Source organism: Paenibacillus dokdonensis (assembly GCF_004916975.1).
In the GTDB taxonomy this organism is placed as follows: Bacteria; Bacillota; Bacilli; order Paenibacillales; family Paenibacillaceae; genus Paenibacillus_AQ; species Paenibacillus_AQ dokdonensis.
In genome coordinates, this window is record NZ_STGQ01000001.1 from 1,236,195 (window position 1) to 1,251,243 (window position 15,049).

The 15,049-nt window shown below is 49.4% G+C and carries 17 protein-coding genes; 14 read left to right on the forward strand and 3 right to left on the reverse strand.

From position 1 onward, the window contains the following. Positions 1–30: 30 nt before the first annotated feature. Positions 31–867, reverse strand: coding sequence for an alpha/beta hydrolase family protein (locus E6W40_RS05610; protein WP_136604583.1), 837 nt, complete (start codon positions 865–867; stop codon positions 31–33). 263 nt (positions 868–1,130) lie between these two features. Between E6W40_RS05610 and E6W40_RS05615 the strand changes: the two genes are divergently transcribed. The 3 genes from E6W40_RS05615 (at position 1,131) to coaD (ending at position 3,403) form a co-directional block, all read left to right on the forward strand. After that, positions 1,131–2,033, forward strand: a complete 903-nt coding sequence (locus E6W40_RS05615; RefSeq protein WP_136604584.1) for a cation diffusion facilitator family transporter — start codon at positions 1,131–1,133, stop codon at positions 2,031–2,033. Positions 2,034–2,310: 277 nt separating this feature from the next. Continuing rightward, a complete protein-coding gene (gene rsmD / locus E6W40_RS05620) occupies positions 2,311–2,925 on the forward strand; it encodes a 16S rRNA (guanine(966)-N(2))-methyltransferase RsmD (RefSeq protein ID WP_136604585.1) in 615 nt (204 codons plus the stop codon). Continuing rightward, the gene (gene coaD, locus E6W40_RS05625) at positions 2,909–3,403 is read left to right on the forward strand and encodes a pantetheine-phosphate adenylyltransferase (RefSeq protein WP_136604586.1); all 495 of its coding nucleotides are present in this window, start codon (positions 2,909–2,911) and stop codon (positions 3,401–3,403) included. Before rsmD ends, coaD begins: the two co-directional genes overlap by 17 nt. A 3-nt stretch (positions 3,404–3,406) precedes the next feature. Here the strand turns inward: coaD and E6W40_RS05630 are convergent, their stop codons facing one another. Then, positions 3,407–4,633 carry a nucleoside recognition domain-containing protein gene (locus E6W40_RS05630; protein WP_136604587.1) on the reverse strand — a complete coding sequence of 409 codons (1,227 nt, stop codon included), beginning with the start codon at positions 4,631–4,633 and terminating at the stop codon, positions 3,407–3,409. 101 nt (positions 4,634–4,734) lie between these two features. On the opposite strand from E6W40_RS05630, the gene E6W40_RS05635 reads away from it, so the two are divergent. After that, positions 4,735–5,775: a SepM family pheromone-processing serine protease gene (locus tag E6W40_RS05635; RefSeq protein WP_136606847.1), complete on the forward strand. Its 1,041-nt coding sequence runs from the start codon at positions 4,735–4,737 to the stop codon at positions 5,773–5,775. Here E6W40_RS05635 and E6W40_RS05640 read toward each other — a convergent pair. Next, complete coding sequence (locus E6W40_RS05640; RefSeq protein ID WP_136606848.1) at positions 5,772–7,010, reverse strand: nucleotidyltransferase; 1,239 nt, start codon at positions 7,008–7,010, stop codon at positions 5,772–5,774. The two genes, E6W40_RS05635 and E6W40_RS05640, sit on opposite strands and share 4 nt — an antisense overlap. Before the next feature lie 249 nt (positions 7,011–7,259). Here E6W40_RS05640 and E6W40_RS05645 point away from each other — a divergent pair, with 249 nt between their 5' ends. The 10 genes from E6W40_RS05645 to rnc all read left to right on the forward strand — a co-directional run bounded on the left by E6W40_RS05645 (position 7,260) and on the right by rnc (position 14,976). Further along, complete coding sequence (locus E6W40_RS05645; RefSeq protein WP_136604588.1) at positions 7,260–7,769, forward strand: YceD family protein; 510 nt, start codon at positions 7,260–7,262, stop codon at positions 7,767–7,769. Between the two features lie 61 nt (positions 7,770–7,830). Further along, positions 7,831–8,004 (forward strand): 50S ribosomal protein L32, encoded by a 174-nt coding sequence (gene rpmF, locus E6W40_RS05650; protein ID WP_036645943.1) that lies wholly within the window; start codon positions 7,831–7,833, stop codon positions 8,002–8,004. 208 nt (positions 8,005–8,212) lie between these two features. Further along, entirely contained in the window at positions 8,213–8,791 is a 579-nt protein-coding gene (gene fapR / locus E6W40_RS05655; protein WP_136604589.1) for a transcription factor FapR, read from the forward strand. A gap of 1 nt (position 8,792) precedes the next feature. Then, positions 8,793–9,803 carry a phosphate acyltransferase PlsX gene (gene plsX / locus E6W40_RS05660; RefSeq protein WP_136604590.1) on the forward strand — a complete coding sequence of 337 codons (1,011 nt, stop codon included), beginning with the start codon at positions 8,793–8,795 and terminating at the stop codon, positions 9,801–9,803. Continuing rightward, positions 9,800–10,789 carry a beta-ketoacyl-ACP synthase III gene (locus tag E6W40_RS05665; RefSeq protein ID WP_136604591.1) on the forward strand — a complete coding sequence of 330 codons (990 nt, stop codon included), beginning with the start codon at positions 9,800–9,802 and terminating at the stop codon, positions 10,787–10,789. Before plsX ends, E6W40_RS05665 begins: the two co-directional genes overlap by 4 nt. 45 nt (positions 10,790–10,834) lie before the next feature. Further along, complete coding sequence (gene fabD / locus E6W40_RS05670) at positions 10,835–11,758, forward strand: ACP S-malonyltransferase (protein WP_136604592.1); 924 nt, start codon at positions 10,835–10,837, stop codon at positions 11,756–11,758. Between the two features lie 47 nt (positions 11,759–11,805). Then, a complete protein-coding gene (fabG, locus tag E6W40_RS05675) occupies positions 11,806–12,555 on the forward strand; it encodes a 3-oxoacyl-[acyl-carrier-protein] reductase (RefSeq protein ID WP_136604593.1) in 750 nt (249 codons plus the stop codon). A gap of 98 nt (positions 12,556–12,653) precedes the next feature. Next, positions 12,654–12,887 (forward strand): acyl carrier protein, encoded by a 234-nt coding sequence (gene acpP, locus E6W40_RS05680; protein ID WP_019638123.1) that lies wholly within the window; start codon positions 12,654–12,656, stop codon positions 12,885–12,887. Positions 12,888–13,026: 139 nt separating this feature from the next. Continuing rightward, the gene (fabF, locus tag E6W40_RS05685; protein ID WP_136604594.1) at positions 13,027–14,265 is read left to right on the forward strand and encodes a beta-ketoacyl-ACP synthase II; all 1,239 of its coding nucleotides are present in this window, start codon (positions 13,027–13,029) and stop codon (positions 14,263–14,265) included. 12 nt (positions 14,266–14,277) lie between these two features. Beyond that, complete coding sequence (rnc, locus tag E6W40_RS05690) at positions 14,278–14,976, forward strand: ribonuclease III (protein WP_136604595.1); 699 nt, start codon at positions 14,278–14,280, stop codon at positions 14,974–14,976. The last annotated feature ends 73 nt before the right edge of the window (positions 14,977–15,049 follow it).

Consider the following 15,049-nt stretch of genomic DNA (forward strand, 5'->3'; position numbering starts at 1 on the left):
TGACCTGCCTTTTTTTTGCGTGCATACGACTCAATGCTCACGTATCCAGTTGAACATCCTCTCAATAGCTCGCATATGCATTTCAGGAGGCATGTGATGCCCGTAATGCTCATACCAGTGCATATCCACATCTGCACCTGCTTCCTTCAGACGGTTATACATTTGAAGTCCATGGCTGGAATGAACCTGCGCGTCATCGCTTCCTTGAATGATAAGAACCGGACAGTGGATGCGTTCAGCCATATGAATGGGAGAGCGTGCCTGATATGCCTCGGGAACTTTCGCCGGATTACCGACTACTCTCTTTAGCATCCGTCTTAATTCAACCCGTTCTTCATAGGTTTTGGCAAGATCGGATACACCGCCCCAAAGGACAAGCTGCCGGATATAATCTGTCTCGGATGCCGCATAAGCAGCATTCACCGAACCCCGGGAGAATCCCATTGCGGACATGCGCTGAGTATCGATAAAAGGAAGGCTTGAGAGCAAGCGGCAGGCTGCCGGAACATCCTCCATATCTCCGCCCCCGAACTCATCCCGGCCTTCGCCCCCTTCAGTACCGCGGTACACCGGAGCAAATACAATAAATCCGCTTCGTGAAAAGCGCTCAAGCCATTCGGTCTTCACCTGGCCCACTCTGCCGATCCCTCCCCGGCAATAAATGAGAACAGGCCACTTCCGTTCGTTTATATCCTGCTGTTCCTCTTTCAAATTGTTAGCGATTACCGTCATAGGCATATCCGCCGGACCGTAAACCTGATGGATCTGCGCATTCAACTCGTCAAGATCAAGCTTATAGCCATATGGCAGCGACAGGTATCCCTTCACTTTGTACTCACCTGAGAGATAAGTCATATGAATCATCATGGTTATCAACTGCCTTTTTTTGATTGTTGCTTCTATAAAAGTTTGTTAGATGATTGTACTATTGCAGCGACCAAAAGAGAAGCTAGCCAGCTTAAGGATCGCCCTAGTAAATGACCTGATGAAACTAAATTGGTCATGTGCAATAAAGTTTGGCATGTACTTGTTTTTATGAGGCTGGACAAAACTGTTTCTCTAGACCCACACAAAAACTATGATGTAAGATGATTTAGCATTTAATAAATTCAAGGCAGGTATAAAGGTCAATGTACAGGAAAAAGACAGAGTTAGCAGTATTGATTAGTCTCGTCAGTAATTTGGTCTTAACCGGATTGAAAATTGTGGTGGGCCTATTATTCAAAAGCCAAGTTCTGATAGCAGATGGAATACATAATGCCGGTGATGTGGTAGCATCCTTTGCAGCACTAACTTCCACTCGAATATCGAAAAAGCCAGCGGATGAAGATCATCCGTACGGTCATGGAAAAGCGGAGGTCATCGCATCAGCCGTTGTCGCCATTATTTTAGCTTTGGCAGCCCTGTTCATGGTCTACAAATCAATAGAGGCTCTTTTTCAACCAGCCGCTGAAGCAAGTGTGATTGCGCTCGTTGCGGCTTTGATCTCTCTCATTTGGAAGCAATGGTTATATGTATACTGCATGCGCATCGGGAGAGCTGAAAACAGTAAAAGCTTAATAGCAACGGCTTACGATCATGTTGCTGACGTGTATGCTTCTGTCGCAGCCGCCTTTGGCATCGGAATCGCCTTAGTCGGCGACCACTATAATATTCCTTTTACCCGATACGGTGATCCCATAGCAGGCATTATCGTATCTTATTTTGTCGGTCGGCTGGCATATAAGATGGCGAGGGAATCCGTAGATATACTTATGGAAAAGAACATTTCAGAGGCTGAATTGGAGCAATTAAAAGAAATTGTCGGCACTGTTCCAAACGTCAAGCGGATTGATAAAATTCGTGCACGTGAGCTGGGAAATTATATTATTGTTGATGTCAGAGTGAGCATTCCTAATGAATTGACGGTACAGCAGGGTCATGATGTCAGTAAGGAAATAAAGAATTCCATTAAAGATCAAATTGGTTTGGTTGAAGAGGTATTGGTTCACATCAATCCATGGTACCAAGAAGATGAATATAAAATGGAATAAAATAAAATCGGGCGCCCCTTTCGGGGCGCCCTTTCATGGGAGAGGAGAAACCGGACGAAGAGCTTATGGGGAAACGTAAGCTTTCCGCGGTTGTCTACGACATTCGTTTGATGTCGATAGTTAAAGCATTCCCCGGATAAACCGTTTTATACATCCTTTGCCAAAAAAGATAGCCAAGGTTTCATTTTTCAAATTCGGGATGGTTGTGGTACGATATCGTCAGAAATAGACAGCACCAAATCATAGATTTTTATATGTAGAATGGGTGATCATAAACGTGAGAGTGGTAGCGGGTAGCGCTAAAGGAAGACCGCTTAAAGCGGTTCCGGGCATGGGCACAAGGCCGACAACGGATAAAGTGAAAGAAGCGATTTTTAGTATGATCGGTCCCTTTTTTGACGGGGGAACAGCTCTGGATTTGTTTGCCGGAACTGGCGGACTGGCGATTGAAGCTCTAAGCAGGGGCATAGACAAGGCCGTATTTATTGATATGGATCCGAAAAGCATTGAAACCGTCCGGGCCAACTTGAAGGCTGCCAGGCTGGAGGGACAGGCCGAAGTTTATCGAAATGAAGCGGAACGTGCGCTTAAGGTGCTTGAAAAACGGGGAATTTCTCTGGATGTTGTATTTCTGGATCCGCCATATCGTATGAAAAACGGGGACAAACTTATGCAATTGATGCATGAAAAAAGCATGCTGAACAGCGGGGCAACGATTGTTCTCGAGCATGAATCCGGATATGAATACCCTGGCGAATTCGGCCAATTTTCCTGCATTCGTCATGCCGTGTACGGGGAAACGGCTGTTTCCATATATAAATATAACGAAAATGAAGCGGCCTTGTCCGAAGATGAAGCCGCCGGGGAGGCCGAGCATGATATCGACGAATAGACGAGTAGCGGTATATCCGGGCAGTTTTGATCCGGTCACGATGGGGCATTTGGATATCATTCAGCGTGCGGCAAGGCAGTTTGACGTTCTTGTCGTTGCAGTGCTTAACAATCGGAGCAAAAATCCGCTCTTTAGCATTGAAGAACGGATGGACTTGATCCGCCAGGTTACTGCTCATCTTCCTAACGTAGAAGTGGACAGCTTCCGGGATTTGACCGCAAATTATGTAAGGCTCCGGAATGCACAGGCGATCGTTCGCGGGGTGCGGTCCGTAACGGATTTTGAATATGAACTGCAGATGGCGTCCACCAACCACAAGCTGAATCCGGATGCCGAAACGGTTTTTATGATGACAAATCCGAAATACTCTTATTTAAGCTCAAGCATCGTGAAAGAAATTGCTGCGTTCCACGGGGATGTGAAGGATTTGGTGCCTCCCGAAGTAGAGAAAGCCATGCGGAACAAATATACAGAATGACGGTTAACGCGTATTTTTCCGACGATATACCTGGAGCAGCATGAACAAAAGGGATGATCCAAGCATTAGAGCCAGCAGGATGCCCTGCCATTGCAGGAGCTGCGGGATGACCCTCCATAAGCTGAAAACTCCACTCAATTCAGTCTGGAGCTGCCCTCTGTTATTGAATACCGAGCTGGCATTTTCCGGAAGGAATCGAATGAGCGGCCAGATGAGCCAGGTTGCAGTGAAGGCAAGAATTCCATGTAGAAGACGAACCAAGGTAAAGCGCAGCCAATGAATACCGGTTGTTCTTAAGACCGACATTGATTGCAGCAGGGCGCTAATACCGCTAAAGCCTAGCAGGGCAGAGACGACGGACCACTGCAGTCTGCCTGAGTCAAATGCAGCTGTGCTGACGTCTTTGGCTCCGAGATGCACTTCAAACAGACCGGACAGCCAATATCCGGGGAAGCTATCAGGGATGAGCCGGCTTGCAATTTGTATGACAACCGCAAAGATGATGATATATCCGCCGACCATCATCAAGGTTTGAACGGCATGTGTTACTGAATCTCCCAGCAGTCTGCCGAAACTGCGGCCGTCCTTGGCATGGGCCTGCTTGGCTGTATGCAGGGATCGATGGACCAAGGATCGGCTTTTTTTGCCTTTGGACTTCTTGCCGGAAATGTTTTGGACGGATTCGTCACCTGGATGTCCCATGCTTCTGTTGAGGAGCAGGAAGGCCAGGATTCCGGTTATCCAGTGAACCCCTAGAATGATATATCCTGCCGCCGGTTCATGCATCAGACCTGTAGCAATTACGACCAAAATCATCATTGGATTGCAGAAATGCGAGAGAGCCGCGAGTTTATTCGAATCCTTGGCGCTTAAATCGCCCTGATCGTACAGTTGACGAGCAGCCTGGGCACCTCCGGGAAAGCCGGTAGTCATTCCCATCGCGAGTACCCAGCCTCCGATACCAGGAAGTTTGAAGAGCCGGTTCATCAGCGGTTCTAGCCATGCCCCGAGGGCATGAATCCAGCCGTAGGCGATCAGCATTTCAGACAGCACAAGAAAAGGAAGCAGCGCCGGGAATACAATCTGCCACCACAACTGAAGACCTTGCAACGATGCCTGAAAGGCAGGAGCGGGGGAACTGACAACGGCAGCCACCAGCGCAAGCGCACCCGCACCAAGCAAAAAAGTAGCGGAAGCGGGCTTGAAGCGGAGAGGGGCTTTTTTTTTCATGATTTTCACCTCTTCTGAGTAAACATAGCTAGTACCCAATCTATGCGGGTGAGACAACCATAAGACCAGGGAGCAGGATGGGAATGAGAGAAGGAAATAAGATGCAGTACAAGAAAAGACGCGAAGGACTACGCCTGGTCCTTTACCTTTTTATGGTGGCTTTGCTGGTATACGTCACGGTTTATATGCCAACGCCGTATATCATTTATCAGCCGGGAAGCGCGGATGTGGTTAAGCCTATGCTTTCGGTTCAAAAAGGGGATCATGAGGAAAAGGGTACATTCATGATGACGACGGTGTCAGCCAGCTACGCCAATCTGGTTATGCTTGTTGTTTCGGCTTTTAATCCGAATGCCGAGATCGACCAGAAGCAAGCCAGACTGGGTAACAAAAGCGAAGATGAATATGCAGCCGAGCAGGTGTATCTCATGAGTGATTCACAATCCTCCGCAGTGGAAGCGGCATACCATGAGGCTGATGTTTCATACAGCATCGTTCCCCAGTATTTATTTATTTTTTCAACGCCTGAGGGAGACGAAGCGCGGAAAAATTTCAAGCCTGGCGACCGCCTTTCCGAAGTGGATGGACAATCCGTAACCGATAACAACAGCTTAAGCAGTCTCCTTAAAACAAAGAAGGTTGGAGACATGGTTACCGTGAAGCTGATCCGCGGCGGCAAGCCGCTGGAGGAAAAGGTGAATCTTATCGAGCTTAAGGACAAGGACACGAACAAGACTCGTCCGGGGCTGGGTGTAACCATGGCGACGATGCAGAAGGTGGAATCCAAGGATCCGGGGCTTCGGGTGAATTTTGCGAATACCCGCGTCGGAGGACCGTCGGCGGGGCTTATGTTTACCATGGAGATTTACAACCAGCTGACCAAGGGAGATTTGACCAAAGGTTATCAGGTAGCAGGAACGGGAACCATTGATAAGGACGGCAAGGTGGGTCCGATCGGCGGAGTTCAACATAAAATTGTCGCAGCCGACCGGAAGCATGCTGAATTTTTCTTTGTTCCGAAGGATAATTATGCCGAAGCAAAAGCCAAAGCCGATAAAATAAAAACCGGCATGAAGCTCGTGCCGGTGAATACACTCGAAGACGCCATCAAGTATATGGATGCCCTCCAAGCTAAATCTTAATGGAATAGACGAATAGGACCCTCCAGATAATCTCTGAAGATGTCACGGACTTCAGGTTTTGGAAAGGCATTGGCATAGGCGGCAGATGCCCGCAGATCCAGCTCCAGCTGGGGATGCTCGATGGAAGACGGTTTGACGATGACCGGCAAGGTTGCCGTCTTCTTCATCTGCTTCAGGAGCTTTTGCCCTTCGCTGCTAAACCCAAGCACACGCAGATATCCGGGACCCTGGGAGAGCATGGACGGGGACATTTCTTCTTTGGTATGACGCAGTAAAATATGAGCAAGCATCCGCTGCAGCTTCGTATGCGTATAGCGCTTGGTCTTGAGCGCATGCAGCAGCTCGTCCACATGCGGTTCCTTCAAGGAATAGATGAGACGCTTCAGACGATGCTCAAGCCCTTCTGTGACCTCGTGAAGGCTTTCCAAATATTGCGGAGAACTGGTGAGGAGCAGATGCATCAGCGTTCCGCGGAAGGATTCCCAGGTCACAGGTCCGCGCGCTTCGTCAAATTCACGGCAGAGGATGCTAAGCGTTGATTCCGGTAAATAAGGTGCCGCAGCATTTAGATCCTGCGTAAGCAGCATGCGGCGTACAGCTGTCGCGCTGGCAACCGCCGAGTGGGCAGGCATTTCATCATGATAGCCCGCATGGATTCTTGGAATGGTAAACGGGCGGATGGAGCTATTCAGACGGTTCAGAGCAATCAAATAATGAAGACCGAGCGTATGATTGGGCTGCTGAAGTACTTGGAGAAGTTCGCTTTCTTCGCCTGGAAATCCCATTACTGCAGCAGCGGCCCTGCTATAGGCAGCCGGATAGTTCATTCCTGCGCTCAGATGAAAGCTGATTTGCTCCTGGAGCTCCGGGCTTTCCTCAGCAAGGATGCGTGAGAGGGGAAGCAGTAGATCAAGCGTGCCGCTCTCCGTTCCGAAACAGAGGCTGTCCACGACACCTGTGGCATGAAGAAGGGCAGCGCCGCCATAAGCGAACCATTCAGCGGGCTGGACGGCATAGGAAGCTGGCAGCTCGATCACAAGATCGACCCCCGTGGCCAATGCCATTTCAGCTCGGGCGAACTTACTGATGATACCCGGCTCACCGCGCTGAAGAAAGGGACCGCTAAGGATGGCCACGGAATAATCTGCACCCGAAATTTCCTTGGCTCTGGTATAATGATGAACATGACCGTTATGTAAAGGGTTGTATTCGACAATTAATCCGACGACAGACACAGAAAGTTCAACTCCATCCGTATGTTGATTCATATAAAATATATCATAAAAGCTTATCATCCCTGCAACAATAACTATTGCAGCTTCTTTACATCAGGATGGCGGCTTTAAAACGATGTTCTGCTCATGTAAATATGGGGAGAAAGTCCAAACTTTTATATATCACTTAAAAGCAAAGTAAAGGTCAAACTATTGACAAAGCTTCCTGGAAATCGGTATAATAATTTTTGTTTGTTTGGAGTGATATTGATGCACTTACAATTTAGAAAAATGGCAGCCAGCAGCGAGCCGCTGCAGGTGCGTCAGCAAGTGGATGTAAGTCATTTAGTTCAAGGCACTGGCGACATCAAGATTCCTCAGCCGCTTTTAGCGGAACTGAAGGCAGCTTATGTCGGTCAAGATACGGTAGATGTTCAAGGAAAGCTCACAGCAGAGCTGGACATGTCATGCTCCCGCTGCTTGAAACCTGTGCACCAGCATCTGGACATTCCATTCCACGAGCAGTTTAAGCTTGTGAAGCAGCCTGAAGAGGTTCAGGATGAGAATGAGGATACCAACTACGTGAATGATGAAAATGTGGATCTTGTTCCGTACGTGGAGGAATCATTTGTGCTTCATATCCCGATGACTGCAGTTTGCAAGGAAACTTGCAAGGGCCTGTGCCCGAACTGTGGAGCGGACTTGAATGAAGGCACCTGCGATTGCGACACGGAATTGGTCGATCCAAGGCTTGCGGCGCTAAAAGATTTTTTCAAATGAGCATGCAAGCATTTTGCCGGGGCTATAAGCTCTCGGTTGATTGAAATAAGGAGGTGGGAACATGGCAGTACCTCAACGGAGAACGTCCAAAACACGTCGCGACAAGCGTCGTACTCACTTTAAACTGGCAGTGCCGGGCATGGTGAAATGTGAACAATGCGGAGAATTGAAGCTTGCTCACCACGTATGCAAAGTGTGCGGAACGTATAAATCAAGAGAAATTATTTCGCAATAATGCGAGAGATCAAGTAGTACTTCATCTATGGTGAGGTGCTATTTTTTTTGTCTGCTCTTCCTTTTTGGCTTGTCATGCTTTATACTGTTTTAGTACCAGGTTCTAAAATGATTCGGAAAAATTGCTGTATACTATTGATATTCATAACGGCTTGATAAAGCCTGTTTTATAAAAAGGTGAAGCACAGGAGGTGCCTCTGATCGAACGGTTGCCCAAGAAACAGCGACATCAGCATCTATTGAAACTTATTGAAGAAAATCCGTTTGTGACGGACCGCGAATTGACCCGAGAGCTGAAGGTCAGCATTCAAACCATCCGTCTGGACCGAATGGAACTTGGAATACCGGAGCTGCGGGAGCGCATGAAGCAGATGGCTGAGCACTCGTATGACCAGGTGCGTTCGCTGCCACTGGATGAAGTGGTCGGCGAGGTCGTGGACCTGCAGCTGGATAAGAGCGGCATCTCCATTTTTGAAATCCGGGATGAGCATGTGTTTTCGCGGACGCAAATTGCTCGTGGACATTATGTTTTTGCACAGGCCAACTCTCTTGCGGTAGCCCTCATCAATGATGAGATTGCACTAACGGCATCGGCGGACATCCGGTTTTTGCGCCAGGTGCATATGGGCGAGAAATGCATCGCGAAGGCCTATGTCAGATCGATGAACGGACATAAGGGGAAGGCGAAGGTGGAAGTATTCACTTACGTAGGCGAGGAAATGGTGTTCCAGGGCAACTTTGTCATTTACCGGTCAACAGGGGAAGAAAACTTTGAAGGAGGAATGTAGTATGCGGATCGCCATTGATGCCATGGGAGGCGACAACGCTCCTGAATGCAATGTCGAGGGGGCACTGGCCGCAGCTGCGGAATGGAAGGACACGCATATTGTTTTAGTGGGGGATGAATCAAAAATTCAGCCGCTGCTCAGTAAACATGGTGGACAGGTTCCTTCCAATCTCAGTGTTCACCACGCAGGAGAGGTCATCGGGCCAGAAGATGAGCCTGTTAAGGCGGTGCGTCGCAAGAAGGATGCATCCATGGTCGTGGCTGGACGCATGCTGAAAGAAAAAGAAGCTGATGCAATGATATCAGCCGGCAATACTGGCGCTTTGATGACAACGGGTCTTCTGGTCGTCGGCCGGATGGAAGGGATTGAACGGCCGGCTCTTGCTCCAATGATTCCGACTCTGGACGGTTCGGGAGTGCTGGCACTGGATCTTGGCGCCAATATGGATGCAAAGCCGGAGCATCTGGCGCAATATGCGCTGATGGGCAGTTTGTACCGGCAAAAGGTAATGGGTGTTGAGCGTCCGCGTGTGGGTCTGCTCAATGTAGGTACCGAGCCTGGCAAAGGGAATGAGCTGACGAAGCATACCTTCCCGCTGCTGGAGCAGATGCCGATTCATTTTGTCGGCAACGTGGAGTCGCGCGACATCATGAACGGTACCTGTGATGTTTTAGTTTGTGATGGCTTCGCGGGCAATATCCTGCTCAAGTCGATTGAGGGCACTGCAGGAGCTATGTTCAAGCTTTTAAAGGAACAGTTCTCCCAGAATTTCAAAAGCAAACTGGGTGCCGCGATGCTGATGCCTCAGCTTCGTGGCCTTAAGGATAAATTGGATTACAAGGAACACGGCGGAGCCCCTCTGCTTGGTCTTAGCGGACTTGTTGTCAAAAGTCACGGATCGGCAGATGGTAACGCGATTAAGAATTCCGTACGCCAAGCCAGAATCGCAATTCAAAGTCAATTGGTTGAAAGTATTTCAAACGAAATCAGCGGGAAGAGAGTGACGTTATGAGTAATTTACGGCCAGTAGGGATTATCGGCACAGGAATGTATGTCCCAGAGAAGATTCTGACCAATGCCGACCTGGAAAAAATGGTAGAAACTAATGATGAATGGATCGTATCACGTACCGGGATTCGCGAACGTCATATTGCGGCAGAAGACCAGGCAACGTCCGATCTATGCTATGAAGCTGCGGTAAAGGCACTCGCATCTGCAGGGATGACGGCGGATCAACTCGATTTGATTATCATTGCTACCGTTACGCCGGATACGTTTTTTCCATCCACCGCTTGTATTTTGCAGGATAAGCTGGGCGCTAAAAAGGCTGCGGCATTCGATCTATCTGCTGCTTGCTCTGGTTTCGTTTATGGTCTTGCAACCGCAAGAAACTTTATCACCACAGGCATGTATAACAATGCACTGGTAATCGGTGCTGATAGTTTGTCGCGGATCACAGACTATACTGACCGCAATACATGCGTTCTGTTCGGAGATGGTGCGGGTGCTGTCATTCTTGGCGAAGTACCTGAAGGCCGGGGTTTCCAATCCTTCGATCTTGGAGCGGAGGGCGCAGGAGGAAACTTGCTGAAGCTCGAAGCAGGGGGATCAAGACTTCCATCCTCGGTAGAAACCGTTGAAGGCAAAAAGCATTATATCTACATGAACGGACGCGAAGTATTCAAATTTGCAGTCCGCGTGATGAATACGGCAACCGAAACCGTTCTGAAGAAGGCGGGCAAGACCAAGGAAGATATCGACTTGTTCGTGCCTCATCAGGCCAATATCCGTATTATTCAATCCGCAATGGAGCGGCTTGATCTGTCCGTAGACAAATGCGTTATCAATGTTGATAAATATGCCAATACATCCGCAGCCTCCATACCGCTGGCTCTGGTGGAAGCGGCTGAACAGGGAAGAATGAAGGAAGGCGACTGTGTGCTGATGGTCGGCTTCGGCGGAGGTCTGACCTGGGGAGCATCCGTACTAATCTGGTAATCATTATATATTCCTTTGAACCATGGCAATGAGAGGAGCCGGAAAATGGGTAAAACGGCATTTGTATTTCCCGGTCAGGGAGCCCAGTCTGTAGGAATGGGGAAAGATTTTTATGAGGCGGTTCCCGCCTCGCGTGATATCATAGACCGCGCGGACAATGCGCTGGGATTCTCACTTTCTTCACTGATGTTTGAAGGACCTGACAGCGAGTTGAAGAAGACTTACAATACGCAGCCTGCTCTGCTTACTGCGAGCACTGCTGCACTCGCGGCTCTCCGTGAGAAAGGCATTACCCCGGATTATGTGGCTGGCCACAGTCTGGGCGAATACAGCGCTCTGGTTGCTTCGGGTGTTCTCAGCTTTGAGGATGCGGTAGCAATCGTGCGTGCACGCGGTGAATACATGGAAGCTGCCGTTCCTGGGGGACAGGGAGCCATGGCCGCGGTGCTGGGTGCAGACCGTGCCGCGCTTAAGGAACTCTGCCGCAGCATTACCGAGAACGGACAGCTGGTTGAATTGGCCAACATCAACTGCCCTGGGCAGATTGTGGTTTCCGGTTCCAAGGAAGGCGTTGCCGCCGCAGGCGAGCGCGTCAAAGAAGCGGGCGGCAAAAGAGCGATTCCGCTTGAAGTCAGCGGACCTTTTCACTCATCCCTGATGAAAGAAGCCGCGCAGCGGCTGGCGGATAAGCTGGGTGCCGTATCTTTTCAGGAGCCTTCGATCCCGGTTGTGGCCAACGTCACCGCCCGCCCTGCAGAAAGCGCTGAGAATATCCGCGGACTACTGGTGGAGCAGGTTTATTCTCCCGTACTTTGGGAGGACACGGTTGCTTATCTGATCGCTGAAGGTGTCGACACATTTGTTGAGATTGGTCCGGGTAACGTCTTGACCGGCTTGATCAAAAAAATGGATAAGACCGTAAAGCTCATCAATGTGAATACACTGGAGAGTCTTTCCGAAAGCTTCTAAGCCTTCATGATGGTAAACCGTATACCAAGAAGAAAGGAGAATAATGCATGTCTAAACCATTGCAAGGACAAGCTGCGCTGGTGACCGGTGCTTCCCGCGGAATCGGCCGCAGCATCGCACTGGCTCTGGCGGAGGCTGGAGCCAATGTAGCCGTTAATTACTCGGGCAGTGAGGCTGCAGCCCAGTCGGTGGTTGACGAGATCAAACAGCTTGGTGTTGAAGCGTTTGCCATTCAGGCGAATGTGGGTCAATCTGATCAGGCCGAGCATCTGATCAAAGAAGTGAATAATGTTTTTGGCCGTATTGATATTCTAGTGAATAACGCTGGCATTACCAGAGACAATCTGATTATGCGAATGAAAGAGGAAGAATTTGATCAAGTGATTGAAACGAACCTCAAGGGCGTATTTAACTGTCTCAAATCGGTCAGTCGACCGATGATGAAGCAGCGCTATGGCCGCATTATCAATATATCGTCTGTTGTTGGAGTGCTCGGTAATGCGGGTCAGGCCAATTACGTCGCCGCGAAAGCGGGAGTGATTGGCCTGACGAAATCCTCTGCGCGAGAGCTTGCCTCCCGCGGCATTACAGTGAACTGCGTGGCTCCGGGCTTCATTGATACTGACATGACCCGCGAGCTTTCGGAAGAACTGAGAGGGAAGATGATACAGGATATTCCGCTCGCCCGTCTTGGACAGCCGGAGGAAATTGCCAAGGTTGTGGTTTTCCTGGCTTCCGAAGGGGCATCCTATATGACAGGACAGACTCTTCATGTAGACGGCGGCATGTATATGTAACATCCAAAACAGGCCAAAAGCCTGAAAGAGAACCGTTTTCATCGCCTCTGGCATTTTGAAAACTTTTCTCGTATAATACCAAGGAGGAGGTGAACCGGATGTCCGATGTATTGGAGCGTGTAAAGCGCATCGTCGTGGATCGTTTGGGTGCTGACGAAGCTGAGGTAACACTGGAAGCATCTTTTAAAGATGATCTTGGTGCTGATTCTCTCGACGTTGTTGAACTAGTCATGGAATTGGAAGACGAATTTGATCTGGAAATCTCTGATGAAGATGCAGAGAAAATTACGACCGTAGGTGAAGTTGTAAATTACATACAATCTCATACCTAAGTCATTTTGATAAGTCCCGTACTGCTCTACAGGCGGGACTTCTCCTCATTTTTGAAAGTGAAAACAGCAATAACATGAATATAATTGCATTGGAACAATGGTTCATTGGTACATGCAGTCGATATAGAGGTGAGAGTATTTGAATCATAGAGTGGTTGTAACCGGAATGGGCGTGATGACGTCGCTCGGCCATGACCTGGATACGTTTTGGAACAACTTAATGACCGGTAAATCCGGTGTTTCCCGGATCGAATCCTTTGATGTCAGTGAATACCCTACACAAATAGCTGCTTCGATAAAGGACTTTAATCCTGAAGACTTTATGGACCGTAAGGATGCGCGTAAAATGGACCGTTTTGTCCAGCTTGCCGTGACTGCCGGGAAAGCAGCACTTGAACATAGCGGCCTTGACATCCAAAAGGATGCTGACCCCAACCGTGTGGGAATATCCATTGGATCGGGTATTGGCGGACTTGGAACATGGGAAGACCAGCATAATATTTTGCTCGAAAAAGGTCCTAAACGGGTTAGCCCGTTCTTTATCCCGATGATGATTGCCAACATGGCTTCCGGCCAGCTGTCGATCATGCTCGGTGCAAAAGGCCCAAACACTACGCCGGTGACGGCTTGTGCGACTGGATCACATGCAATTGGTGATTCATATAAGCTGATTCAGCGCGGAGATGCCGATGTCATGATCTGCGGTGGTGCGGAAGCAACGATTCGTCCAACTGGGATGGCAGGCTTCTGTGCAATGCGGGCGATGTCCACTCGCAATGATGAACCTGAGAAGGCAAGCCGTCCATTTGATGTGGATCGCGATGGATTCATTATGGGCGAAGGTGCTGGCATTCTGGTAATCGAATCGCTTGAGCATGCGCAAAAACGCGGAGCTCACATTATCGCAGAAGTGCTTGGTTACGGCCTCAGCGGAGATGCTCATCACATGACCGAGCCTGATCCGGACGGCCCGGCACGCTGCATGGCGATGGCTTTACGCGACGCGGGAATCCAACCGGAAGATGTGGACTACATTAATGCGCATGGAACTTCAACACCGGTAGGTGACCGTTCCGAGACGATTGCGATCAAGAAGGCCCTGGGAGACCATGCCTACAAGGTAGCAGTGAGTTCCACTAAATCGATGACTGGCCATTTGCTTGGCGCCGCTGGCGGTGTTGAAGCCGTCATTTGTGGCTTGTCGCTGCAAAATCAAAAAATCGCGCCGACCATCAATCTTGACAATCAGGATCCGGAATGTGATCTGGACTATGTGCCGAATCATGCACGCGATGCCAAGCTTGACGTTGTAATGTCCAACTCTTTTGGCTTTGGCGGCCATAACGCCACGATTATTTTAAAAAAATTCGATGAGTAAGGGGACGATTTGTTGAGTGGAGATCTGAAGCAGTTACAGCAGAAACTTCATATCCAATTTCACAATCGGCTGCTTCTGAAACAGGCCTTTACCCACGCTTCTTATGTCAACGAACACCGCTTTAGCCAGCAGCAGGATAATGAACGTCTGGAATTTCTGGGCGACGCTGTGCTGGAGCTGACGGTATCCGAATATTTGTATCAACTTTTTCCGAACCGTCCGGAGGGTGAGCTGACAAAGCTGCGCGCGGCCATTGTCTGCGAGCCGTCACTCGTGAAGTTTGCGGAGAGCCTGGAATTCGGGCAGTATGTGCTGCTTGGCAAAGGTGAAGAGCTTACTGGCGGGCGTACCCGCCCGGCCTTGCTTGCAGATGTGTTTGAATCGTTTGTTGGAGCCTTGTACCTCGATCAGGGGCTGGAAGCAGCCCGTTCATTTTTGGAAGCATATATATTTCCACTGGTCGAAGCGGGTGGCAACCTTCAGATGAGCGATTTCAAAACAGAACTGCAGGAATTGACGCAGCATCATAATATGGGCGCTCTGGAATACCGGATTGTGGAAGAACGGGGTCCGGCGCATGAGCGTGAGTTTGTCTCCGAGGTTTATATGGGGAATGAGCGTGTGGGAAGAGGATCGGGCCGCTCCAAAAAAGAAGCCGAGCAGCAGGCTGCTGCAGTCGCTTTAAAGCAGCTGAAGCTGGCTGAAATTTGACGGCTCCCTGTAAATAGTCAAGGACAAACAAAGAGCAAAGAGCAGTCGCTAAAGATGAATGGCAGTAGCCTTC

What these genes read in the sequence shown, in the direction of transcription:
- E6W40_RS05610 (WP_136604583.1), bottom strand. Translation starts at nt 867, where the DNA reads ATGATGATTCATATGACTTATCTCTCAGGTGAGTACAAAGTGAAGGGA.
- E6W40_RS05615 (WP_136604584.1), top strand. Translation starts at nt 1,131, where the DNA reads ATGTACAGGAAAAAGACAGAGTTAGCAGTATTGATTAGTCTCGTCAGT.
- coaD (WP_136604586.1), top strand. Translation starts at nt 2,909, where the DNA reads ATGATATCGACGAATAGACGAGTAGCGGTATATCCGGGCAGTTTTGAT.
- E6W40_RS05630 (WP_136604587.1), bottom strand. Translation starts at nt 4,633, where the DNA reads ATGAAAAAAAAAGCCCCTCTCCGCTTCAAGCCCGCTTCCGCTACTTTT.
- E6W40_RS05635 (WP_136606847.1), top strand. Translation starts at nt 4,735, where the DNA reads ATGCAGTACAAGAAAAGACGCGAAGGACTACGCCTGGTCCTTTACCTT.
- E6W40_RS05645 (WP_136604588.1), top strand. Translation starts at nt 7,260, where the DNA reads ATGCACTTACAATTTAGAAAAATGGCAGCCAGCAGCGAGCCGCTGCAG.
- rpmF (WP_036645943.1), top strand. Translation starts at nt 7,831, where the DNA reads ATGGCAGTACCTCAACGGAGAACGTCCAAAACACGTCGCGACAAGCGT.
- plsX (WP_136604590.1), top strand. Translation starts at nt 8,793, where the DNA reads ATGCGGATCGCCATTGATGCCATGGGAGGCGACAACGCTCCTGAATGC.
- E6W40_RS05665 (WP_136604591.1), top strand. Translation starts at nt 9,800, where the DNA reads ATGAGTAATTTACGGCCAGTAGGGATTATCGGCACAGGAATGTATGTC.
- fabD (WP_136604592.1), top strand. Translation starts at nt 10,835, where the DNA reads ATGGGTAAAACGGCATTTGTATTTCCCGGTCAGGGAGCCCAGTCTGTA.
- fabG (WP_136604593.1), top strand. Translation starts at nt 11,806, where the DNA reads ATGTCTAAACCATTGCAAGGACAAGCTGCGCTGGTGACCGGTGCTTCC.
- acpP (WP_019638123.1), top strand. Translation starts at nt 12,654, where the DNA reads ATGTCCGATGTATTGGAGCGTGTAAAGCGCATCGTCGTGGATCGTTTG.